General features: G+C 43.6%; 25 protein-coding genes. 3 read left to right on the top strand and 22 right to left on the bottom strand.

Annotated elements, in window-relative coordinates; genetic code table 11:
• Positions 1-154: 154 nt before the first annotated feature.
• Positions 155-1120, top strand: coding sequence for an NAD(P)H-dependent flavin oxidoreductase (locus MHI45_RS01835; protein ID WP_076110831.1), 966 nt, complete (start codon positions 155-157; stop codon positions 1118-1120).
• Between the two features lie 341 nt (positions 1121-1461).
• Here the strand turns inward: MHI45_RS01835 and MHI45_RS01830 are convergent, their stop codons facing one another.
• From MHI45_RS01830 to MHI45_RS01725, 22 genes are all read right to left on the bottom strand, one after another.
• Complete coding sequence (locus MHI45_RS01830; protein ID WP_076110832.1) at positions 1462-1893, bottom strand: hypothetical protein; 432 nt, start codon at positions 1891-1893, stop codon at positions 1462-1464.
• Positions 1894-2241: 348 nt separating this feature from the next.
• Complete coding sequence (locus MHI45_RS01825; RefSeq protein WP_256718113.1) at positions 2242-2925, bottom strand: hypothetical protein; 684 nt, start codon at positions 2923-2925, stop codon at positions 2242-2244.
• A 408-nt stretch (positions 2926-3333) separates the two neighbouring features.
• The gene (locus MHI45_RS01820) at positions 3334-3831 is read right to left on the bottom strand and encodes a hypothetical protein (protein ID WP_076110833.1); all 498 of its coding nucleotides are present in this window, start codon (positions 3829-3831) and stop codon (positions 3334-3336) included.
• 61 nt (positions 3832-3892) lie between these two features.
• Positions 3893-4093, bottom strand: coding sequence for a hypothetical protein (locus MHI45_RS01815; protein WP_144024319.1), 201 nt, complete (start codon positions 4091-4093; stop codon positions 3893-3895).
• A gap of 13 nt (positions 4094-4106) precedes the next feature.
• Complete coding sequence (locus MHI45_RS01810) at positions 4107-4271, bottom strand: hypothetical protein (RefSeq protein ID WP_179091746.1); 165 nt, start codon at positions 4269-4271, stop codon at positions 4107-4109.
• 227 nt (positions 4272-4498) lie between these two features.
• Positions 4499-4879 (bottom strand): transposase, encoded by a 381-nt coding sequence (locus MHI45_RS01805; RefSeq protein WP_076110834.1) that lies wholly within the window; start codon positions 4877-4879, stop codon positions 4499-4501.
• Complete coding sequence (locus tag MHI45_RS01800) at positions 4833-5168, bottom strand: hypothetical protein (RefSeq protein WP_179091747.1); 336 nt, start codon at positions 5166-5168, stop codon at positions 4833-4835. The genes MHI45_RS01805 and MHI45_RS01800 overlap by 47 nt, the downstream gene beginning before the upstream one ends.
• A 223-nt stretch (positions 5169-5391) precedes the next feature.
• A complete protein-coding gene (cdiI, locus tag MHI45_RS01795; protein WP_076110836.1) occupies positions 5392-5757 on the bottom strand; it encodes a ribonuclease toxin immunity protein CdiI in 366 nt (121 codons plus the stop codon).
• Between the two features lie 734 nt (positions 5758-6491).
• Positions 6492-6989 carry a hypothetical protein gene (locus MHI45_RS01790; RefSeq protein ID WP_076110838.1) on the bottom strand — a complete coding sequence of 166 codons (498 nt, stop codon included), beginning with the start codon at positions 6987-6989 and terminating at the stop codon, positions 6492-6494.
• A gap of 2 nt (positions 6990-6991) precedes the next feature.
• Entirely contained in the window at positions 6992-7156 is a 165-nt protein-coding gene (locus MHI45_RS01785; protein WP_179091748.1) for a hypothetical protein, read from the bottom strand.
• Positions 7137-7508, bottom strand: a complete 372-nt coding sequence (locus MHI45_RS01780; protein WP_341118887.1) for a hypothetical protein — start codon at positions 7506-7508, stop codon at positions 7137-7139. Before MHI45_RS01780 ends, MHI45_RS01785 begins: the two co-directional genes overlap by 20 nt.
• A 665-nt stretch (positions 7509-8173) precedes the next feature.
• A complete protein-coding gene (locus MHI45_RS01775; protein ID WP_076110840.1) occupies positions 8174-8689 on the bottom strand; it encodes a hypothetical protein in 516 nt (171 codons plus the stop codon).
• Positions 8682-9803 carry a hypothetical protein gene (locus MHI45_RS01770; RefSeq protein WP_341118886.1) on the bottom strand — a complete coding sequence of 374 codons (1122 nt, stop codon included), beginning with the start codon at positions 9801-9803 and terminating at the stop codon, positions 8682-8684. The genes MHI45_RS01775 and MHI45_RS01770 overlap by 8 nt, the downstream gene beginning before the upstream one ends.
• Before the next feature lie 1038 nt (positions 9804-10841).
• Positions 10842-11369 carry a hypothetical protein gene (locus tag MHI45_RS01765; protein WP_076114665.1) on the bottom strand — a complete coding sequence of 176 codons (528 nt, stop codon included), beginning with the start codon at positions 11367-11369 and terminating at the stop codon, positions 10842-10844.
• Positions 11370-11705 carry a CdiA C-terminal domain-containing protein gene (locus MHI45_RS01760; RefSeq protein WP_341118885.1) on the bottom strand — a complete coding sequence of 112 codons (336 nt, stop codon included), beginning with the start codon at positions 11703-11705 and terminating at the stop codon, positions 11370-11372.
• 859 nt (positions 11706-12564) lie between these two features.
• Positions 12565-12948, bottom strand: a complete 384-nt coding sequence (gene cdiI, locus MHI45_RS01755; protein WP_083675982.1) for a ribonuclease toxin immunity protein CdiI — start codon at positions 12946-12948, stop codon at positions 12565-12567.
• 11 nt (positions 12949-12959) lie between these two features.
• Positions 12960-16211, bottom strand: a complete 3252-nt coding sequence (locus MHI45_RS01750) for an EndoU domain-containing protein (protein ID WP_341118884.1) — start codon at positions 16209-16211, stop codon at positions 12960-12962.
• Between the two features lie 23 nt (positions 16212-16234).
• Positions 16235-16927 carry a PAAR-like protein gene (locus MHI45_RS01745; protein ID WP_076110842.1) on the bottom strand — a complete coding sequence of 231 codons (693 nt, stop codon included), beginning with the start codon at positions 16925-16927 and terminating at the stop codon, positions 16235-16237.
• Between the two features lies 1 nt (position 16928).
• Positions 16929-17456 (bottom strand): hypothetical protein, encoded by a 528-nt coding sequence (locus MHI45_RS01740; RefSeq protein ID WP_076110843.1) that lies wholly within the window; start codon positions 17454-17456, stop codon positions 16929-16931.
• On the bottom strand, positions 17449-18600 hold the full coding sequence (locus MHI45_RS01735) for a pentapeptide repeat-containing protein (protein WP_076110844.1): 1152 nt from the start codon (positions 18598-18600) through the stop codon (positions 17449-17451). The genes MHI45_RS01740 and MHI45_RS01735 overlap by 8 nt, the downstream gene beginning before the upstream one ends.
• A 27-nt stretch (positions 18601-18627) precedes the next feature.
• A complete protein-coding gene (locus tag MHI45_RS01730) occupies positions 18628-20184 on the bottom strand; it encodes a contractile injection system protein, VgrG/Pvc8 family (RefSeq protein WP_076110845.1) in 1557 nt (518 codons plus the stop codon).
• A gap of 287 nt (positions 20185-20471) precedes the next feature.
• On the bottom strand, positions 20472-20690 hold the full coding sequence (locus MHI45_RS01725) for a hypothetical protein (protein ID WP_144024320.1): 219 nt from the start codon (positions 20688-20690) through the stop codon (positions 20472-20474).
• Positions 20691-20761: 71 nt separating this feature from the next.
• Between MHI45_RS01725 and MHI45_RS01720 the strand changes: the two genes are divergently transcribed.
• Entirely contained in the window at positions 20762-21421 is a 660-nt protein-coding gene (locus MHI45_RS01720; RefSeq protein ID WP_076110846.1) for a TetR family transcriptional regulator, read from the top strand.
• A complete protein-coding gene (locus MHI45_RS01715; RefSeq protein ID WP_076110847.1) occupies positions 21421-22701 on the top strand; it encodes an MFS transporter in 1281 nt (426 codons plus the stop codon). Before MHI45_RS01720 ends, MHI45_RS01715 begins: the two co-directional genes overlap by 1 nt.
• Positions 22702-22815 lie beyond the last annotated feature (114 nt).

The following is a 22815-nucleotide window of genomic DNA, read 5'->3' as shown; positions in this document are numbered from 1 at the left end:
TGTCATAAAAAGAGGCATACTTGAAAGACATGATATTTAACATAGTTTGAGCATGCTCACAGTCACATCGGGAAAGACTTAACTGTGTTAAGTTATAGCTAATTACTCCAGAGGAGTTTTTATAATGTTTACAACTTGTGAAAGAGGTGTGTAATTGAAACTTCCAACAATCCAATTCGGACATATTAAATCCAGAGTTCCTGTTATTCAAGGTGGAATGGGCGTAGGCATATCCTTAAGTGGACTAGCCGCTGCTGTAGCCAATGCAGGCGGGATCGGCACCATCTCTGGTACAGGGATCACTACTGAAGAGCTGAGAATGCATATTCGCAAAACAAGAGAACTCTCTAAAGGGATTGGCTATATCGGTGTGAATGTACTATTCGCAGTAAAGGATTTTGCCGAAAAAATGAAGGTTGCTTTGGAAGAAAAGGTTGACTTTATTATTTCTGGAGCCGGAATTTCTAGAGATATTTATGCTTGGGGTAAAGAATATGGTACTCCTGTGGTAACTATTGTTTCATCCGCCAAATTAGCCAGAATTTCCGAAAGACTTGGTGCCTCCGCAGTCGTTGTGGAAGGGTTCGAAGCTGGGGGCCATTTAGGTACAGACAGATCCATGTTTGATATCCTTCCTGAAGTCTTAGAGGCCGTTTCGATTCCGGTTATTGCTGCGGGTGGGATTCTGACAGGCGATGATATCGCAAAAGCCCTTCGGATTGGCGCATCTGGTGTTCAAATGGGTACCCGCTTTGTGGCTAGCCATGAGTGTGATGCTCCCTTAGCCTTCAAGCAAAAGTATGTAGATGCTCAGCAAGGAGATACTGTCCTCATCAAGTCTACAGTGGGTCTAGAAGGTAGAGCAATTCGGAATGAATTTACAGACCGGATCAGTGATAATGCCAAAATAAAGATAGTCAAATGCTATGATTGTCTAAAGGTTTGTTCACATCGCTTCTGTACAATGGAATCTCTGCTTACTTCCCTTAGAGGAGATGTTAAGAACGGTTTGGTTTTTGCTGGGTCCAGAGTCCATGAGATTAAAGAGATTTTGTCCGTCCAGCAGATTATCGACAATTTAATGAATGAGTATCAAGGGGCATTGAATCCGACAACTTAAGGTTGTTATAAGATATAAAAGCACGATTAACCACTTAAGCTTGGGATTTCCGAGCCTAAGTGGTTTTTTATTTCGCTTGATAACCGTGCCTGGCTCTAATGGGACTATGTTCATGTCTTCTGACATCGGAGGATAAGAACTTAGTTCCTTAGCCGATACCTGCTAATTATCTGCCATAAAAGCCCTTTTCAGAAATCGTTCTAATTACGTATATGCCCATGAAAAAAAGACAGCTAAACCAGATCGGTTCAACTGTCCAATGCTTTTCACAGGGGCGTGGTTAACTACTTCAGCGAATGTCGCTTTTGTTACCTGGTTGGACGCAAATCTTAGTGCAGAACTTAAATTACGCCATCTCCTCCAATAGCTGTCGCAGTAAATACTACTGGTCCAACTATAGTGATGAAGGTAGTGCCCGGATTCGAATTTTCAATACCCAATTGATAGTTTATAACGCCCAAAGGGGCACCATCAACCCATAGAACATTTATTTGCTTAATTTCAGGATTTGCTGTACCCACAAGTCGAATATGAGAGCGATATATTACTGTCCCAGCTCTGAGAATTACAACATTGAAATTATCAGGAGTTACAATCTGGTCAATGTTAATACTTCCTTTTAACTCAACTCTATTTGAGAAAGAAGCAGGATTTTCCGGAGGAATAACTACTGAGGTATCAAGTATCCCAATATTTTGCCCCGGTGGAATTGTTAATGCAACAGCTCCTAATGGATTTAACGCCTTTGAACCATAACTTATAATTGTTGCCATCTATCATTTCCCCTTCCAAGTTTTATACGTTATTATACGTAGAACCGAAATGAACGCTTGGACTTCATTCCTGGTAGTTATACACATTTTTGAGTTGAGCATTTGGCATAATTCATTTTCGAAGAATGCCTTGCTGCCTGATTCATTCGGCACTGGGTGGGGGCAATTCATTAACAACTAGGATAGGAACTATGACAAAAAATACCACAATACGGGTGGCTGTCTCGTATTGTGGTATTGAACGACTGGTTACACAAAATAATTGACAGACCTCAAAAATATTAACAAACGCTTATGTCATTTTATTACTCAATAAATTAGGAAGAGATTACCTTCTATACTCACCATCTATAAAAAATCTTCTTCATAAGGGTGATTCAATAGTGCTAGGTTTTCTTTTGTCATATACCATGTTCGGTAATCTAAATTACTATTAATAATCAAGTGCCCTTTAACTCTTTTCAATAGAGGGTACGTGGTGTGATCCTCAACAACCAAATCCAGATTGTTTAACTGCAATAATTTACCGATTTTTTCAAGTAGCTTTAACCATCCTATATCAAATGTACGCGTTATAAATTGAATACTAATAAAAACATTTGTATCTACACCATACGATTCAAGATTCGCCTTCCGATAACGTTCTGTATAGTCAACCTCATCATCTAAATTAATGCTCATAGAAAAATAAGGGCAGCCGATGCTCACATATTGAGTATCAGATTGATCCCTTACCTCTGCCTCATAATCAATTAATTGTACAAATAATACCTCGCATATCATATTGTAGAGCAAATTCCCCAATTTTTCTTTAGGCAAATTAGAACCAATATACAATGAAAACCTCCAGTACTCTCTAGTTACTTGACGACCTACAATGACTAATAGTTCATCTAAATGTTTTAAATCCTTGTGAGTTGGACTTAATATAAACTCAATAAGTTCAGACCTTTCTCCAACAGGATAATCATTTAAATTTAACACTATTCTTCTAGCTTGACCCGTAGTTTTATCTCTGAGCATTTTAAGAATGTTCGATAATTCACTGCTGTTTCATCCTCCCTATCAGAGCGGTGTATTCTACAGTTGCGAGTGAATTTGAAAAAACGCAAGAAAACGAAAATAACAAAAAAACAGATCAATCATGGTAACATCTAACCATAATCAAACTGTTCATTGTAACGGAATAGCGTTATTTAGGTTATACTTTTCAAGCATTTGATGTGCGTACAACCGAAATGGGGAAATCTTTATACGGGTATTACATGGGTTAGATGTGTTATTGGTTGAATGATGGGTTCATTCGTCACTGGGTGGGGTCTTTGATAGAGAGCCGCCCATATAGTGGCGGATAATTAAAGAACCACAACACGGCGGTTAGGTCGCATTGTGGCGTTGTTTGTATTGTAAGTTGTTTTATAATCCGAACAAATCCATAAATTAATCAACATGTCCATTGTCAAGTGCATCCAAGGTTTCATCACTTATATCAAGAGGTTCCCTTTTAACTCGATTTGCAAGCGAAAGAAAATCAGTAGCACCAGCTACATTCAAATAACCTGACCTAATAAAGAAATGGCCACCTCTTTCATATAGCTTTATTGCTGGCTCAAACAAATCTTTATTATCAATAGCTATTTGATTTCCTTCATCAATGAGTACGTTTAACTCTAAATAACTGGTAGCAATTTCTCTAACATAACTATTGTCAATCTCCATTAGTATTTGTAATTCATCAACACTCATTTGTGACTTAGTTATCGAATTTGAAATGATAATAAAAGGATACCTACAAGGACCAGGATAATATTGGAAAAATATTGATGCTCTTCTTAAGTATTCTTTACTCAAATAAACATGTGATCTTGCTTGCTTGTTTCCAATACAACTCCAATCTATTGCAGAAATACGCTTAATTGCCTGATTAAAATTTTCCATCAATTATTTCGCTCCATCTTCTCTATTTTTATTGCCCAAGAACTTTTTTCGAATAATATTCTTATGCTCCAGGGAGTTCAAATGAAAGTTGATCAGAAGCTACATCATGTGCACCAGGAGGATCTGAACCAAAATCATCACTATCTTTTTGATACGAACCAGGATTTTTATATGGGTAGCCTTGTTTCGTTTTTTCACTTTCAGTTAATTCATGTTTAGCTAACTCTTGAAACCACTTTTTTTTGTTTTGGATCCAGCTCACCTTTTTGTGCTTATTACCATATAAACCCAACTTCTAAATCAGGAGTAAAGTGGCCAACTCTATAACTTTGATTATCTAAAGGGATTTTACGTGTATCAAAAAACATGTGTTGTTTCATAGCCCTAATTTCTTCTATAGTCATACCAGTATTTTTTGCAACCTGTTCAATATCAGTCATACCAACACTTCTAATATCATCATAATCCTTTGATGCAGCTTTATATTATTTTTCTTGAAATTCATCCATAAATGTGGGTTTATAAACATCTACACGCTAGTATTCATTCAAATCAACCTTTTTAAGGGTAGGTATTGATTCAGGAACATTACCCGTCCCCTAAGTTGTAATCTGAAACTTGGGAATAAAGAAGGTGGCAACTGGATTACCAATTACCACCCATTATATCAACTTACTTGACGCTCTGTTAGAGTTACCGCCCGATACTCTGTCTTGTGCTTCATCATGCTGTAGATAATGTTTACAAGCCTTCTCATGACGCATATTAGGGCTTGCTTCTTGGTCTTTCCTTCTGCTAGCTTCCGTTGGTAGAACTCGTAGAACAAGGGATTACGCAGTGTCTTGTTCTTTCCTTTTGCAACTTGAATTTGCTGTACGGCGAGGTTATGGAAGATGGCATTCAGCACACGATTACCTTGTCCACTGGCTTGGTCTTTGCCCTTGCCGCCCGAACTAAAGCGGACAGGAGCAATTCCGGCGAATCGGGTTAGCTTGTCTGCATTAGAGGCGGATGTCTCCGATTTCAGCGACCAGTTCTGCCGCTGCAATGGTGCTAATCCCGTCCATCGACTCTAGCTTGTAATCGGTCGGTGCCCCTTGGAAGTTCCGCTTTGTCTCACCGTCCTGCTTCACCAATCCCAGTATTCCTTCTGCCTTACGAGTGGAACAGGTGTTATGACTCGCTTCACGTAAATACTCCGCTAGTTCATCCACCCCCACCGTTAACACTTGATGCGGAGCAGGATACTTCTCCCAAAAGGCAAGGGCGGCTTTACCGTCAATGTCACAGAAGAACTTATTATAGGACGGATAGTGATAGCTTAATTGTTGATGCATTTGATTCTTCAAGCCACTGGCATGTTTGACGATAACGTTCCGCCTTGCTACCAATTGACCTAATATCCAGTACAAGTCTTGCGGATTCGCATCCGGCAGTTCATCGAGTCTTTCAAGGAGTACCTTAGCGATGCAGAATGCGTCGCAACTATCGCTTGTAAACAGGATTTGATTATTTACATCTATCTAAGTCATAATATGGGTTAGAGATGTTCTCGCCAACTTATGCAATATTGAACTTTTGTTTGATTTCCATTAATCGAGCTTCAACCTCATTCTTAACAATTGGATTCCGTATTAAATAGTCCATACTTGCTTCATTTAGATACTGATAGAAAGTTGGGTAATCCAATACAATTGTCTGATCTTCCTGTACCGCAGGGTAGTCAAAAAAATAACAAACTCCCGCATCTCCGAAATAACCTTCTTCCCACTCATCTAACTCACCAGCAAAAACACACCAAACACTCTCACTACCACCAAACCCATTTCCATTGCAATAGTTTTTAAGTGCTTCTAAAAAATATTTCCCCTCAAGGTGTCGATAATATATTTCCACTAATTCTTTCTCTGTTAATTTGACACTCATCAAATCATCCTCCTAAAAATTATTCTGATATGGTCGGAAAGAAATTTGTCACTTTTCCATTTTCATCAAGGTATCCCGTGAATTTTAAACCATTCGATACTGTTCCTCGAATTTCCCTACCCACAATTTCTCCATTCGCCATCGCTTCTTTCCCCCCATAGTATTATTTGATCATTCGAGATTACACTTGGATCATATACAGTTTTAGGATGTGAGATATTTTATACTGATCAGGTATTACTTTCAATTCCCTATCAAGTGCTGGAAGTCTATACTGAATTTGATAGACTCCAGGAATTGTGGGGTGTGGCGTTTTGGAAACAATAAGGTCATCAAGATTCCAACCTTGATCTGTTAAAATCTTTTCGAACCATTCAAGTATACTTTTTTGAAAGTTTATCAAATGTTTTTATTTTTAAGTGTTTGGTTGTTAGTTGTATTATATGATCTTACTTTAAAGATGTATTAATATTCTTAAATATGTTTAACAAAAACTCTTCTCTATACCTTCTCAGTATCCTTAACAATACTTATAACACATTCTTTTTTTACAATTACAAACCCATTATTTACCTCTGTAAAAGTTATATCCTTAAATTGGTCATTTGATTTTTCTTTGAGTATTCGTAGAAGAGGCAATTCACTAACATATAAATATAGATTTTGAATAATTAAATGTTTTGCATCAATGTGCATTACAACTTTATTTAATTCATCATCTTCCCGTTCGATTTTTACTCGATACAACCATTATCTAGCGCATCCAAGGTTTCATCACTAATATCTAGTGGTTCCTGTTCATCCCAAGCAACATCTGCAATTATAATAGAAATACCATTTATATATATATATCCTTCCCTTCTATAGAAAAAGCCACCTCTTTCATATAGCTTTATTGCTGGTTCAATCAAATCCTTGTTATCCATAGCAATTGGATTTTTTTCATCAATAAGAGCGCATAATTCAAGATAACTCGTAACGAGAGCCCTATGGTAAGAATTATTTATTTCATTCACTATTTCAATCATCTCAATGTTTTCTTGTGGCTCAGTGATCGAATTTGAAATCATAATAAAAGGAGGTACACAAGTACCTGGATAATCTCTTAAAAATTTGGTTGCTCTTCTTAAGTACTCTCGACACAAATAACTATGTGACATAGTTTCCTGTTCTCCAAGACAGCTCCAATCTATTGCGGAAATACGTTTAATCGCCTGATTTAAATATCCCACATTTATTCTCCTTTTTCTTTTTCTAGTTGTTTTTCTATCTTACCTTGTTCTTTAAGATTATAGCTAAACGCCCCATCAAACTCACCTTTAGGTTGAGGATCAGCTGCGTCGTGTGCTCCTGGAGGATCAAAACCAAAGGAATTCGAGTCAGGAAGGTGGCGGATCAATCTTTTTCTTTTCTGATTTCGTTACTTTACCCGTACCCTCAGTTTTTGATTGCTCTCTTTCTTTTCTTTCATGTTCTTCTCTATCCTTTGGCTTTGATTTACCCGTCTCCTCAACCGACTGTGACGAACCCTCCGCTTTTGGTTTTCCCACTGTCTTGGCGTCATCTGCCCCTGCAAGACTCTTGCTCTTTGCTAGGTCATCCATCAAACCGTCATCTTTAACCACCATTTCATGGGGCAGGTTTGTTTTAAGTCTAGTAGCGATGTCCGGTTCGTTCGTCAACGCCTTCAAAGCATCATCCAGCGCCGCAATATTCTTGCGGTTCGCTATTTTATCCGCTGCCTTATACAAGCCGTGCTTGAGCAGGCCCCCTCCCCGAATTTTTTCATGAATTTCGGGCTTAATTAGAGGGCAGGTGGCTAGCCTTATACGTTCCCTGCCTGTTATATGTTAACTGCTCGTCAGCAGATTTCTTCCTTGCGCTGTAACAATCGCTGAACGGTTTAATTAAGTTGCGGACGATATGAAAAAACCTTCGTTTTAGCCGTCCTACTCTGAATAGTGGCGGTATCTATCTTAAAAGATGCAATTTTTCGCTACATTTCATCCTCCCTATCAGGGCGGTGTATTCTACAGTTGTGAGTAAATTTGAAAAAAAGCGTAAGAAAACGAAGATAACAAAAAACAGGTCAATTACGGTGGTATCTGACCATAATCAACCTGTTTGATGTAACGGAATAGCGTTTATTTAGGTTATAAAATTAAAGCATTTGATGTGCGTACAACCGATATGGAGAAATCTTTATACGGGTATTACATGGGTTAGATGTGTTATTAGTTAAATGATGGGTTCAATCGGCACTGGGTGGGGTATTTTTTTAATAGCCACCACTTATATAATTGTATTTTTTAGCATATAGTGATGGACAAAAAAGAAACCACAACACGACGGATAGCTCGCATTGTGGCGTTGTTGATTGTGTTGAAAGATAGTTATATGAAATATTTTACAATATTTACTTATTCGAAACATCTTTATCTATCTCATCTAGATAACTATCACTAATATCCTCTGGTTCAAACAAACTAGACTCCAAAGATACAAATCGCGAACAAGTTAATCCCCCAATAATCAACAGTCCTTTATCATATTGTATTCTGCCCCCTCTTTCAAATAGCTTTATTATGGGTAAATATAGCTCCTGAAACTGAACAGCGATCGGCACACCCTCCCCTATCAAATAAGCCCATTCCAAATAATGTATACACACTTCTCTGACAAAAATACCTTTTACATTTTGGAGTGATTCCGTACATTCATCTAATATATTTTTAGGTAATTGCATATCGATTAATTCCATAGCACTAAATACTATTATTCTCATCGAATCTTTGTGAAAATAATCATAGAATAATGAGCTTCTTCTCAGGTGCTCAGACAACAACACAACATATGACGGTCTCTTAAACTCAACATGGCTCCAATCAATATTTCGAATAATGCATTTAGCTTCTTCAAAAACCTTATTCATCTTTTCCCTCCATATTATCTAAAAACTTTCTTATTTTTTTACTAATATCTCCCAATTGGTTGTACTCGATCTCTGGAAAGTCACCTGGTTGAGGAGGTGCTAAATCATGGGCACCAGGAGGGTCTCCATCTGATGGTTTACCATTCTTAAATGACTCAATTTTACGGATAGGCATTCCTTCTTGCTTCAGTTTGCTTTCTGCTAATTCGTGATCGGCTAGTTCTCTATACCATGCCTTTTCAGCAGGTGATAGTTCAGTACTTAATGCTTTTCCCCATCCATACGCTACGTTAATATCTGGTGTGAAATAACCTTCATAATAATCCTTACCATTTTCATCTACTAAATTAGCATGCTTAGTTAAAAACAAATGCTTTTTCATTGCAGTAACTTCATCTAAACTTAATCCAGTGTTTTTTGAAATAGTTTCCAGTTCTTTCTTGTCTAAACCTGTTAATCTCATTCTATCATAAATATTTATAGCTATTTCCTCACCCTTAAATGCAGGAATAAATACATTGGGTTCGCCTCTTGGTTCAATAGGTTTTATAGGAGGAGCTTCACCCGTCCCCTTGTTCAACATCTCAAGAAGCTCCTTTTCTTTCTGTAAATACTTATCGAAATTAGAGGCTTCACGAGCTTTTTTACTTTCTTCAATGTTTCTTAGTATTTTCTCTCTATCATAAGGTGGCGGATCAATCTTTTCCTTTTTTGTTTTCGTTACTTTAGCCGTCCCCTCAACCGACCGCGACGAACCCTCCGCTTTTGGTTTTCCCACTGTCCTGGCATCATCTGCCCCTGCAAGACTCTTGCTCCTTGCTAGGTCATCCATCAAACCGCCATCTTTAACCACCATTTCCTGGGGCAGGTTTGTTTTAAGTCTAGCAGCGGTGTCCGCTTCGTTCGTCAACGCCTTCAAAGCATCATCCAGCGCCGCAATATTCTTGCGGTTCGCTATTTTATCCGCTGCCTTATACAAGCCGTGCTTGAGCAGACTGGCCAGGCTCACAAAGGCGATGCCAATCCCCAGTCCATCCAGCAGTGACTGGTCCATGCCGAGGAAGGTCGGATTCGTATAGGCGTTTCCGTTCTTGAGATCGTTCAGCTTCTCCACGTTGACCACGATCACGCCTACTAAAGGCGATGTCTGCAGCCGCCAAGAGATATAACGATCCTCCGGCTGTCGGAATCGCCGAGATGATCGCCACCACGCCGAATAAGAGGTTGAACTCCGCGACCAGCATTTGGGGGTCTAGGATTAATACCTGGAACGTATATCGAGATAAGTATACTGTTTTCTCCATTTTTTTGCTCAGATAATCTGGTTTCTGCGGCACGACATTCTGCAGCAGCCAGTCATCCAGCGCGGGCTCCAGGACAGGCTTCATCTGGTCCACCAGTTGACGTATTCCCGTTGCATCCAGCAGTCGTTCCATAACTCCCGGCTGCTTGTTTTTCTGAGGTGCGGCTGTGGTCAGTACTGGCGGCTTGATTGCTCTTTTTCAGCCATAAGTCATTCATTTTCGTTGCCCCTATTGAGTGTTCTGCCCTGTGACGGCAATGAAGCAGGAAAGGCGGCTATCCTGAAACGTATCCTTACCTATATATGTTAACTGCTCGTCAGTAGATTTCTTCCTTACGCTCTAACAATCGCTGCACTGGTCAGTTCTGTTGCGGAAAAAATTAAATGATTTCATAATCACCGCCCTTACTTTTAATTGTCGTGCTATCGACCATGATAGATGTGATTCATGGTTTCTCTACTTCCCTATCGTGGCGGAGTATTCTACAGCTGTGATGAATTTTGAAAAAAGTGGAGAAAAGCAAAGATAACAAAAAACAGGTCAATCATGGTGATAACTGACCATAATCAACCTGTTTGATGTAACGGAATAGCGTTATTTAGGTTATAAAACTAAAGCATTTGATATGCGTACAACCGAAATGGAGAAATCTTTATACGGGTATTACATGGGCTATATTTGTTAATGGTTGAATGATGGGTTCATTCGGCACTGGGTGGGGTCAATTTCATCAACCACCGCCATCCATATTAAAAAAAACGAAAAAAGACCACAACACGGGCGGTTAGCTCGCATTGTGGCTTGGTTAATAAGGTTATTGATAGGACTCAAAAAAATTGGAAAAACCTTCACTTTTCTTCTTCACTATCTTTAAAAAAATCCTCTTCTTCATAAGGATAATTCAATAGTGCTAGATTTTCTTTAGTCATATACCACGCTCGATATTCATCTAGCCTACTATTTATAAATAAACACCCGTCAATTCTCTTCAATAGTGGATATGAGGAATCATCTTCAACAACCAAATCCTGACTACTAAATTGTAATAATTTCCCGATAAGTTCAAGGAATTTTAACCAACCGGTATCAAAAGTACGTGATATAAATTGGATACTAATATCAACGTTTGTATCTACACCATGCGTTTCAAGATTCAGCTTACGATAACGTTCAATATATTCATCCTCATCATCTAAATTAATGCTCATTGAAAAATATGTACAACCGACTCTTACGCATTGAGTATCAGAGTTATCCCTTACTTCTGCCTCATAATCAATTAATTCTACAAATAATACTTCGCTTATCATATTATAGAGTAATTTACTCAATTCTTCTCTAGGCAAATTAAAACCAATAGATAGCCAAAAGTCCATTTACTCAAACCTCCAGTACGCTCTAGTTACTTGGCGATCTTCGATGATCAATAGTTCATCTAAATGTTTTAAATCTTTTTTCGTTTGACTTTTTATAAATTCAATAAGCTCAGTTCTTTTTTCAACAGGATAATCATTTAAATTTAATACTATTCTTCTCGCTTGTTTTGTAGTTTTCTCTCTGAGGGTTCTGAGAATGTTGTTTAGTTTCGTATCTATATCCGGCGCATAACAATCATAAACCTGCCTTTCAATAATGAAGTCTGGACTTTTACCAGGATCAATACCATAGCCGTTTCCATCAAATCCATTTCCATTGGGGACTTCATCAAGCATTGTCGTACGATATCCATTTTCCGCTAGTACATTCGCGGCTTCATTTTGTCTTTTTAATCCTCGGACATCTTTACCTTTAATAGGAGCATAATTTCCTTCTGGCTTTCCTCCTTTAGGCAGTGACGGCTTAGTGATAACAGCATTGGGTCTGATTTTAGGTGTATAAGGAATATACTTTTCACCATATAGCTTGTACTCAGAACTAGTTTTCCAGTCTACATTTTCATCGCCATATTTTGAACGGAAATACTCATCCCATTCTGGTCCTGTTCTAGGTATCTTAGCATCATTACCCGTCCCCTAAGTTGTTATCTTAAACTTGGAAATAAAGAAGGTGGCAACTGGTTCTTCCGACTACCATTATTATATCAGCTTGCTTGACGTTCTGTTAGAGTTGCCGCCGCTCGATACTCTGTCTTGTTCTTTCCTTTTGAAACTCGGTTGGTTTCATACTCCCGTTGCCGTCAAACTCAAAGAAATTCTTGCTGATGTAGGAAGTGTTCTCCTGTGTTGCTTCTGATGCGGAATTGAAATCCGCTGTATCTCCCCTAAAAGATGCGATTAACATTGCTATTTCATCTTTCTTATCGGGGCGGTGCGTATTCTACAGTTACATAGCATTTTGAAAATCCTGCGAGAAAGCGAACATAACAAAAAACAGGTCAATCATGGTGGTATCTGACCATAATCGACCTGTTTAATGCAACGGAATATCGATAATTAGGTTATAAAATTAAAGCATTTGATGTGCGTACAGCCGAAATGGAGAAATCTTTATACGGGTATTACATGGGTTATATGTGTTTTTGGTTGAATGGTGGGTTCATTCGGCACTGGGTAGCCCCCACCAACGTTTAAGCTATACAATACCCTTGATGTTCAGAATTTTTTTCATGTTTTCGAAATACTCTTGAAAATCTTGTTCATCCTCCTGTTTTTTTTCAATATATCTTTTCGCAGCTAACTCAAGATAATAATAAAAGATTTCATAATCAAGAATTACTGATTCACTTCCAAGTTCAATATGAATACCGTTAAACTCATCTTCATATAAAGCCTTGTCATATTCATCCAAATCGTTCCAGAAAGTAAAATCACCCAAATCAATACCGAAACCAACTTTAGTACTTAAATACTTCACAGCTTTTTTAAAAGATCCTTGATGATAACAAGCATTAATTAAATGATGAATTGGTGAATGCTCTATATTGACCAAATCAGTAGAATCTAATAAGTTTTTCATTCTTCTTCCTCCTATGGATTAGGTGTTGCCGGAAAAAACGAATCAATTTTGCCATTTCTAAAATATCCAATCCATGATACACCTTTTGAATCCACGCCTAACCAAACAGTTGGCAAGACTCCAGATGACTCCTTTGCCAAAGCATCCTCTGCAGCTTCCAATCCACTTCTAATGTACTCGCCATCTGATATTATCTCTGGATCATAAATGGTTTTCGTATTAGTTTTTTGATTATAGTTACCAGTCGGTTGTCTTGTTTTTGCATCCAGCTCTGGAACACTATATTCAACTTGTGTAATTCCCTTCACTTCTCTTCCATAAATATCGTAAACCTTATTTGAGTCTACAACTTTTACATCATTTTTGTAAAACTCTTTCTCGTTATGTGCACCAACAATCCCTTTTTTATTTTTGTGAGGTTCTCCAGTAGCAGGATCGTAAAATTCCCTATCCCTTATATGTTTTTCTAGTTCAGGTGTTGATGTGAATTTCCATTTAACATTCCCATCTCCGTACTTAGCTCGAAAATAATCATCCCAATCCTCCTTAAACATGGGCATCTTAGATTGCCATGGAGGTACACCATCACCCGTCCCCTCAACTGACCGCGACGAACCCTCCGCTTTTGGTTTTCCCACTGTCCTGGCATCATCTGCCCCTGCAAGACTCTTGCTCCTTGCTAGGTCATCCATCAAACCGCCATCTATAACCACCATTTCCTGGGGCAGGGTTGTTTTAAGTTTAGCAGCGGTGTCCGCTTCGTTCGTCAACGCCTTCAAAGCATCATCCAGCGCCGCAATATTCTTGCGGTTCGCTATTTTATCCGCTGCCTTATACAAGCCGTGCTTGAGCAGACTGGCCAGGCTCACAAAGGCGATGCCAATCCCCAGTCCATCCAGCAGTGACTGGTCCATGCCGAGGAAGGTCGGATTCGTATAGGCGTTTCCGTTCTTGAGATCGTTCAATTTCTCCACGTTGACCACGATCACACCTACGCTAAAGGCGATGTCTGCAGCCGCCAAGAGATATAACGATCCTCCGGCTGTCGGAATCGCCGAGATGATCGCCACCACGCCGAATAAGAGGTTGAACTCCGCGATCAGCATTTGGGGGTCTAGGATTAATACCTGGAACGTATATCGAGATAAGTATACTGTTTTCTCCATTTTTTTGCTCAGATAATCCGGTTTCTGCGGCACGACATTCTGCAGCAGCCAGTCATCCAGCGCGGGCTCCAGGACAGGCGTCATCTGGTCCACCAGATGACGGATTCCCGTTGCAGCCAGTAGTCGCTCCATAACTCCCGGCTGCTTGCTTTGCTGAGGTGCGCTTGCGGCCAGTTCTGGCTGTGCTGGTATCATCGCCTCGATCTCCGCTTGCGATTTACCTTCCTTTCTGCCTTGCTCTATGATCCTCTCCGCACTTTGATTCCAGGCATGAACCGCTGTCCGGTTCCGGTCCTCCACCTCATAGAGCTGCTGGTTCTTCTCCAGCTCCGCTTGTTTTTCTTCCTCGCCCTGCTTCTCCGGCTCGCTGGCGGGCGGCTGGCCATACCTCTTCTTATAGGCGCTCTGCTGCTCTTCCGCCGACTTCCCGCCCATCCAGCTTCGTGCCGCTTCTTGGGTACCCGGATTGCCGCTCGCTTCAGCCGCCACTTTGGAGCGGATATCCGCTCTTTGCCCTTCTGTTAATTGCGTGGCCGCACCTAATTTAAGGCTTAAATCTATTTCTTGCATCATGATTTCACCTTTGGCCAGTTCGTCAATATACAGCTCCTTCAGCTCGGCATCCGTCAGCAGCTCCATGTAATCTACTTCGACTTTCTGGAAGTCGATCTTGCTGCTATGGATCCCCACCCGCTTCTCGCTGACGACCATATAATGGGCGGCGTTCGTTTGCAGCGTAATCTGCTGCGAAGCCCGCATCCGGATGGATTCCAGTATACTCTTTCCGCCCCCGCTTCCCAGCTCCATCCGGTTGCTCGCCACCAGCAATAGATCCTCGCTGGCCTTAACGGTAATGTTCCCGCCATCCAGATGCAGGCTGACCGTCCCTTTCTGGAACAGGACGCCGTCGTCTCCCAACTGCATTTTCGCTTCGCCCGGCATCTCGAACACCTTCGTCGTCGGCTTCTGGAACACTGTCCGGCTCTTCATCTCCTCGCTTCCGCCGCGAACCGAGTTAATCGCCATCGCCTTCTTCTCTACCCCGCTTGGAAAATACACCTTGATCCGCGCACCTTCCTCCGGCAGACAGTGAAAGATATTGTTCCCTTCCCCGGAGTACGCAAACCACCAGTTCCCTTGTGCGTCATGCCCGGCATCGATGTCCAGGTGCACCTTCACCATATTGTTCGCCCGTTTCACGACCCGGCCTTCAAGGGATACCCCTTGAATCGCCTCGTTGCGCCGCGACTTCCTTCGCAGTGTCTGGCGTTTCACCAGCACATATTCATACTGCAGCAGCCCGGATTCATAGCTAATCACCGATTCGGAGACGACCCACATCTGATTCTTAAAAAGAACATCGTCTCCGACCTGACAATATTGACCGCTGACAACCCTGTAACGGACAAAATCCCCCTCATGGAACTGATCCCCTTCCGTTCCTTCCGCATGCGCCTTCAGCTCTTCATAGGCGGCCCGGTCCTTCATGACCGTATAATGCTTGGACTTCAGCTCCTCTCCCCAGGACAGGTCCGGCACGCCGAAATAGACGCGCGGCGCATCCAGTGTGACATCCGGCAAAATTACGGTCCCCACCCGGGAAGCCAGCCGTTTCATAAACTGCCAGTCAGTTTCACCGTATTGAATCATTAAGGTGCCCAGGGCGTCCTGCTTGCCCGTCGCCATATTGTGCGCATCCCCTCCGGGATAGTCCGCAACAAGCCCCGCAATGGCTTCCGAATAAGTCAGATGCTTATTCTGGTACGACCGGTTCTTCGGCACCATATCCAACGCATAGCTGCGTGAGAGCGCCTCGATTTGCACATGCGGAATCCCGTCTTCCATTTGGATATCTACATTCGTAATGCCGCCGGCGAACCAGCTCTCTACCCGCGGCTTGGCCGGTTTGCGGAAGACAAGGCTGTCCTCGAAGCTGCTTCTCAGCAGGCAGGCTTCCGCTTCTTCTTCCGTCATGACCGCCGTAAACGTGCACCGCGTATGTGTATTAAATTTCCGTTCAATCCGGAAACTGCGGATCGCTTTCAGCTCATAAGGCCACTGCAGCTCGTAGCCATCCCCTTGATAATCAGCTCCCATGCCCTCACCTTCACCTCTCTTCTTTATCTCGCGGAGAACTCAGGCGGCGCCGGGTCCATTCCATTCGTGAGCAACCGGATCTGACCCCCATACTGGCAAAATAAGCAGGACTTGCTGGTCAGCGCCTGTACCCCTTGAATTGAAACATTCGGACTGCCGTTGGTCCACTCTGTCTGAGCGCCTGCCAAGCGCTCCAGCAATGTGGTAAGCGCAGATACTGCACCTGACAGCTTGAATTGCGGCTCAGGGGATGGGCCTCCTGCAGATGAAGGTCCCAGCACCGTTGGCATCAGCTTGGGCGCACAAGGATAAATAAACTGGCCTGCGGTGGGTTCCTCCGGATCGGGGTCGACCATATACGAAGGATCTGTAAAACCCAAGGTTTTCTCAGCCGCCTTCAGCGGATTCATATCACTCCGGCAATAGCCGAACGAATAGAAGTTTCCATCGAGCTCCTGTCCCATTCGGTCAAAGGGAATAGCGCCCTGAATCGTTCCCGGTTCCGAGGTGGATGTCACACAATCCTTCACCGTCAACATCGACCTGCCATTTATGTACATACCGTTCGGGTCCTGCTTGTTCAGCACTTCCTCATGTGTGCCTCGCGAGCAATGCATATAAGCCCCGGCTGTCACATACGTATCCTCGCTTCGCCACGGGGATTCCAGGAGCTTGTTAAGCGTGCTTTTCGTCAACAGGGTATCCATAATTCCCATTTCAAGTTTTTTCTCCTCTCGTCAACCGGATAGGTCTGACACTTAAGCCATACAGACTTTTTCTTAGCAAGCTCTCAGCGATGTCCACACGTGCAACCAGTACACGACTCCGGTAATATGGTATTTGAAAAATTGCCGTTTCCTTTAATGCTTCTGTGTCTACCCAAAGGGTGTCAATCCGTCCGTTTTCCGTCTCTGTGCGGTCAGGTGCAAGACAAGGAATTTCCGGAAAGTCCATCCAGGCATAATAAAATTGCCCCTGCTGTTCCAAGTCCATTACGACCACACTTTTATAAGGAATGTCCGGTAACTGCTTGGTTACAGTTGCCTGCAGCTCCTCGCTGACCAGCAGTATCGGATGTTCGATCAGACTGCTGGCAGAGAGGAGATTTCCCGGCTTGGTATAGACGATTTCCTGCGGCCCGGCACACCCATAACCTTTCAGCATACGTTCCGGGAACGCCAGATTCACTCCATTTGCCGGCAAGCGCCGGTCATGCTCCAGCACGAAGTATTTCATGCTACTCATGCTGGGCCTCCCCCACCCAGATCATCGTGTCACGCTGTTCCTTGGTCAGTGTTACTGAAGCAGCATCCCGCTCCAGCATTCGGCTTCCTGTCAAGTCTGCGCCTGTGAAATCCGTCCCTTCCAGCTGCGCACCTGTGAAATCTCCGGCAATTCTCGCGCCCTGAAAGCTGGCTAGTGTCAGATTGGCCTGTTGAAACAACACGCCATTCATGCCGAATACCAAGCCATGTGCTTCTGCCGCCATGTCCCGAATTCCCAGCACATGATCGAACCTTGCAGAAGTCAGGTCACAATCGCGAAAGTCCGCATCCACCAGAAGACTCTTGCGAAAATCGGCCTGATCGCACACACAGCGCTCGAAGCGGGTACCGAGCATTCGGCTGCCCCCGAAATGACTTCCTGTCAGCGTCACCTCTTCAAACCTTGCATAACTCAGATCAACACCTTCGTAATGGCCACGGGACAAGTTGACCTTGGCAATATGTTCATAGATGTATTCCTGATCCGACCTATTTTCCAGCCACCCTTTGCAAGTAATGGAGGAACGTTGCCTTTCATTGATGCGATACACAGATTCACTGACCTCAGGGTCCCGAAATTGACCGACACGCACTTCAAAAGCACTGTCTTTCTCCAGGCTTTGAAAAGAAACAAGCTGCCGGACGGTATCCATGGCATAACGAACAGCATGTACCATATAGATGTGGAACGGATACAGCTGTCTGGCCTTCCAGACTTCGAACGAATGGCGGTGAATACGGCTTAAATAACGTCTGCGCTTCTCCTCACATGCTTGATCCCAAGCGTCCGCGAATCTATAGATCCAGCTTGCATCATAATGAAAAGGTGTCAGCTGCACCTTGCTTTCCGTGTCCCTGTCGCTGGCCTCCAGCATATAGACGGGTTTCCCTTCGTTCAGGCTCGTCCGCAGCAGGGAGAGATGAAGGTAGGCGCATTTCATTAATTGCCCCTCTTGCTGCTGGAGTCGTACCTTTTCGCAGAACTGGTCAAACAACGGGACGAGTTGGGCAATGATCTGTTTTTTATGCTGAACGTAATAGGTATGTAAGGATTTAATCTGCTCATTTCGCTGAGGCAGGACATCTTCTGCTATAAAATGGTTCCATATCTCCAGATCGTGCATCCCGTGCGCTCCTCTCTTCGGTGTGTTCTATTGATTCATCAGCACTTCGATGCCTTTAATCACTACCTGCCCCTGATCCATCGTAAAGCCGCCGTTTCCGTCCTTGGTGGACATTTCAATCTGGTTGGCAACCATCATAATGGATTCCGAGACCATTTCAATTTGCTTGCTGGCCTGCAGTGTAATCTTATTCTCACAATTCAGAATAATCGTGCCCGCACTCGTTAAAGTAAGAGTTGCGCCCCCGGTCGCACCGGTAATGACGATTTTATCTTCCTCGAACGTGATCTTCTGGCCGGTTGGTGTCAACAAGAACTTCGTGTTCGGGTTGGCCATTAGATCTTCCTTTACATCCTTGTCGTAATGAATAACAGGCTGCAGCTGTTCTTGCTGGATTACGGTCGTCGTCACATTTTGGCTGTGTCTGCCTGCAGCAGCAGATGTACTGCCCGGCTTGGATGCGGGAGCCATTGCTTCTTCCGGCACCTTTTTCCGCACAGAACTGAGTGCAATGCCTTCTGCTTCCTTCGCATTGGGGAAATAGATCCGGACAGCGTCGCCTTTTTCCGGCATACAGTACCATCCCGTCTGATCGTCCGAGGCATACATCGTGGAGTACGGAAAGGGGCTAGCGATCGCGAGGCTCCAGTCCTGATCGTAATCGAGCTGCACCTTGACCTCATCCCGGACCACTTCCATGACTTTTCCTGAGAGGGAAGAGCCTATCAGCTTGGAATTAGACCTCATGCGCCGGTAAGCTGCCCGTTTCAGACAGAGGGTGTAGTGATGTGTAAGCAGACCCTGCTTCATTTCGGTCCGTACCTCGAACACGTGAAGCTGCTGGCCTTTGAAGGTGACCTGATCTCCAAGTTCAAGCACCTGATTGTTCAGCATCACTTCATAACAAATATAATCCCGTTCACTAAGCCCGCTCTCTCCGTTTCCCGCCTCTTTTTTGAAGGCTAATATATCCTTGTACATCCGGTAATGTGTAGCTTCGATCCTGCCTGCGTCCCGATGATCTGGAATGCCCAAATACACGCGAACGCTGTCTTCCGTGGATACAGGAACCAGCACCGTGTGATAACGGGAGGCCAGCCGCTTCAGAAACTGCCAGTCTGTCTCCTGGTATTGAAGGGTATACGCATCCAGTCTTTTATCTTCCTCAAACGTATTAAAGCTTTGCCCATTGGGGTAGTACCCGCTGATCTTCTGCATTAAATCGGGAATGAGCGTAGAATTGTTCTGGTATGAACGCGTCTGCGGTTTGAGATCCATTGCGTGGGTATGAGAGATGGCTTCCGCTTCCAGCCAGTAGGCTTCCTTATCGACCTTGACACGGAGTTTGAGGATCGTGCCATGAAACAATCGCTTGCTATTTCCATTCTCGTCGGTATACAGAAGCTCTACCGGGGTATTCTCATCCGCCATCCGTACATAATGCTCTTCCCTATCTTCCGAGATCATGCCCGTAAACGTTAATTTGGCGTGGTCATTGATTTTCTTGACCAACGTCACATGATGCAGTCTCATCTCAAAAGGAAGTATATGCAAATGTTCATAGCTAACCGCTGACATTGCCATTGTGTCATCTCCTTCATGCAATTCCTTTAATTTACTGTATATCGACTTTTTCCCATGGAATTTTAATATATCACCCTTAATTTCTAAATTAAGTATGTGAAAGAATTTTTTATCAGCCAATAGTTTAGACTCAACTCAATTGGAAGTAGAAATAAATAATGTGGCGGATGATGCCCCCAAAGAATGAATCCGTGAGTCAGTTTCAAAGGACAGTGGACTGGGGGAAAGCACGGTATAAAAGTGGCAAAAGGAAGCGCGAGCAAAGGGATACGTATCTGGAGCTTTCATTACTCAGCGGACATTAATGGGCTGTGAAAGGCGGCACCGGCCGGAATTAATGCTGCTCTGGCTCCAATTGCGTGTATCCTTTCCCTGAACCGTTCCAGCTCCGCTTTTTTGCCGGAAATAACAGTCTGACCCTTGGAATTCAGATTCGATACTACGACATGGCCACGGTAGGACGGCTGACTGCCTTCCTCTTCCAGCCTCCTATTTATTTGTTGCAAAATGAACCGCGTGTCATTAAAATAATAATGACACGCGGTTCATTTTGGGAAATTAGAAAGGTGGCGGGTAAATGTCTCCCCGATTAACGGATCACCGTAAAGAACAGCGAAGCCGGCAGATATTGGATGCTGCTAAAAGCGTATTTATTAGAAAAGGCTACGGCGCGGTCTCGTTGAAGGATATTATCGAGGAAGCAGGCATGAGCCGGGGTTGGATTTACCTCTATTATCAAACGAAGGAGGAAATTTTTGAAGCATTGCTGGATCGTCAGGATCTTGAGTATGAACAGTATCTTGAATACTTGAAGGCTGCTTCATCATCTATGTGGCAAGTCATTATCACACTCTATACCCAGCAGCTTCATGATTTGGAGCAAATGGAGGGCGGTGGAATGATGTCTGCTTTTTACGAGTATTTTCTAGTCGGCTGGCGTGATTCTCCACGCAGAGAGCTGCTTGAAAGACGGTACGAAAGAGGCATCGAACGCTTTGCAGATTTGCTTCGGACGGGGGTAAGCCGCGGCGAATTTACTCCAGTCATGGATCTTAGTGAGATATCCAGGGTGGTCTCCTCCTTTCAGGAAGGTATTGTTACACATTCCATCACGGTTGGCACCAGGCAAGCGGATACCGGTATGCAATTCAATGCACTACTTCACTATCTGTACAGTCTGCTTCAACCGTCAGCCGGCCAAGCAATGGATTTCTTGGGTTTAAGGGAGGAGATTTAATGAAGTCACTTTTTCGCAATCCTGTGTTCTGCAAGCTGTTTATTGCGGCTTTTGCTTCCCAACTGGGTACGGTGGTCGGCAACATGGCATTTGCCTATTATCTGGTAGACCGGTTCAGCGAGCGCCCCTCCCTGGCAACGACCGCTGAGTTGATGTATTCCTTGCCTACACTGGCTGTATTCTGGATCGTCGGTGTTGTGGCCGACCGGTTCGACCGAAAGCATATCGCCGCATACAGCGATTGGATCCGTGCAGGATTGACCCTGCTGCTGCTGGTATTCGTGCATTACGATCTAATCGTGCTATGTTTTCTGGTCCTGTTTCTGCGCAGCTCGATCTCCAAATTTTTTGGTCCGGCTGAGATGGGGCTGCTGCAGGGAAGCATCGGTCATGACCAGTATGTTCAGGCATCAGGGTTGAACCAGATCGTTATGGGAATGTTCATGTTATTCGGGATGAGTCTGGGAGCGACCGCTTATCATTTTGTTGGAATTGAATGCGCTATCATCGTCGACGGTGCCAGTTTTCTAATCTCGGGTCTGCTGCTGGCCTGGGGGGATTTTCCCGAGAATGCCCGGATGCCTAACGGCAAGAGCCGTATTCGCGAGCTTCGCTTTTCGCACCTCATTACAGATTTCTGGCAGGGTCTTCGTTATATCACCGGAAATCGGCTGCTGCTCGTACTTATCAGCGGATTTATGTTCTTTGGGATCGTAAATGGTGTGTTTGCTGTGCTTCCGATTTTTGCAATGAAATATAAGCTGAGTCCGGATAATTATGTCGTCTATTCCTCGATGATTACCGTTTTTCTTGGCATCGGCTTCCTGCTGGGCAGCATTCTCGGTCCTCGTCTTATTGCCCGCTTCACCCGGACTCCGGTGCTTATAACGGGGTTATTCGCAGCCAGCCTGCTTATTGGGGGCCTGGGTTTTGCCGGTCGGGTCGAGGTATACTTAGTCATTATTCTGCTCGCGGGTATTGCAATTGCGCCAATCAATATCGTTCTTGGCAGCTGGATGCCCGAACTGGTTCCCGCCCGTAATATGGGCCGGGTTAATGCTTTGATTGATCCGGTCATGATGCTGGGCCACTCCATGGCACTGGGCATTGTCGCCCTGGCCTTTCCCGTCTGGCTTTCGGTGACTTGGCTGCACTATATACTCGCGCTAGCTACAGTAGCCGTCAGCTTCTTCTACCTTTTTTCACTTCCCTCCCTTGTCCGTAAGCTTGAGGTACAATCGGCCGCAGAACGCGAGGCATCGCAAAGTGAAACGGCTTGAGCCGTTTACATAACAGAGCAGGCGGGGGCTATACATGCGCTGCCCGGCATAAGCGTCCGCCAAATAAAAAGCACATAGCCGCGGCCCTGTGCTTTTATTACTCATTTCTATCCG

The organism is Paenibacillus sp. FSL H3-0321, from assembly GCF_038002865.1.
In the GTDB taxonomy this organism is placed as follows: domain Bacteria; phylum Bacillota; class Bacilli; order Paenibacillales; family Paenibacillaceae; genus Paenibacillus_AQ.
Note: the sequence above shows the minus strand (reverse complement) of the source record. Positions and strands in the feature narration are given on the sequence as shown.

Bases quoted from the DNA above. Each gene is read 5' to 3' on its own strand.
- MHI45_RS01810 (WP_179091746.1), bottom strand. From the start codon at position 4,271: ATGACTGATATTGAACAGGTTGCAAAAAATACTGGTATGACTATAGAA.
- MHI45_RS01730 (WP_076110845.1), bottom strand. From the start codon at position 20,184: ATGGCAATGTCAGCGGTTAGCTATGAACATTTGCATATACTTCCTTTT.
- MHI45_RS01830 (WP_076110832.1), bottom strand. From the start codon at position 1,893: ATGGCAACAATTATAAGTTATGGTTCAAAGGCGTTAAATCCATTAGGA.
- MHI45_RS01735 (WP_076110844.1), bottom strand. From the start codon at position 18,600: ATGCACGATCTGGAGATATGGAACCATTTTATAGCAGAAGATGTCCTG.
- MHI45_RS01800 (WP_179091747.1), bottom strand. From the start codon at position 5,168: ATGCATCAACAATTAAGCTATCACTATCCGTCCTATAATAAGTTCTTC.
- MHI45_RS01745 (WP_076110842.1), bottom strand. From the start codon at position 16,927: ATGGGAATTATGGATACCCTGTTGACGAAAAGCACGCTTAACAAGCTC.
- MHI45_RS01750 (WP_341118884.1), bottom strand. From the start codon at position 16,211: ATGGGAGCTGATTATCAAGGGGATGGCTACGAGCTGCAGTGGCCTTAT.
- cdiI (WP_083675982.1), bottom strand. From the start codon at position 12,948: ATGAAAAACTTATTAGATTCTACTGATTTGGTCAATATAGAGCATTCA.
- MHI45_RS01775 (WP_076110840.1), bottom strand. From the start codon at position 8,689: ATGAATAAGGTTTTTGAAGAAGCTAAATGCATTATTCGAAATATTGAT.
- MHI45_RS01760 (WP_341118885.1), bottom strand. From the start codon at position 11,705: ATGCTTGATGAAGTCCCCAATGGAAATGGATTTGATGGAAACGGCTAT.
- MHI45_RS01715 (WP_076110847.1), top strand. From the start codon at position 21,421: ATGAAGTCACTTTTTCGCAATCCTGTGTTCTGCAAGCTGTTTATTGCG.
- MHI45_RS01765 (WP_076114665.1), bottom strand. From the start codon at position 11,369: ATGGACTTTTGGCTATCTATTGGTTTTAATTTGCCTAGAGAAGAATTG.
- cdiI (WP_076110836.1), bottom strand. From the start codon at position 5,757: ATGAGTGTCAAATTAACAGAGAAAGAATTAGTGGAAATATATTATCGA.
- MHI45_RS01740 (WP_076110843.1), bottom strand. From the start codon at position 17,456: ATGAGTAGCATGAAATACTTCGTGCTGGAGCATGACCGGCGCTTGCCG.
- MHI45_RS01820 (WP_076110833.1), bottom strand. From the start codon at position 3,831: ATGGAAAATTTTAATCAGGCAATTAAGCGTATTTCTGCAATAGATTGG.
- MHI45_RS01720 (WP_076110846.1), top strand. From the start codon at position 20,762: ATGTCTCCCCGATTAACGGATCACCGTAAAGAACAGCGAAGCCGGCAG.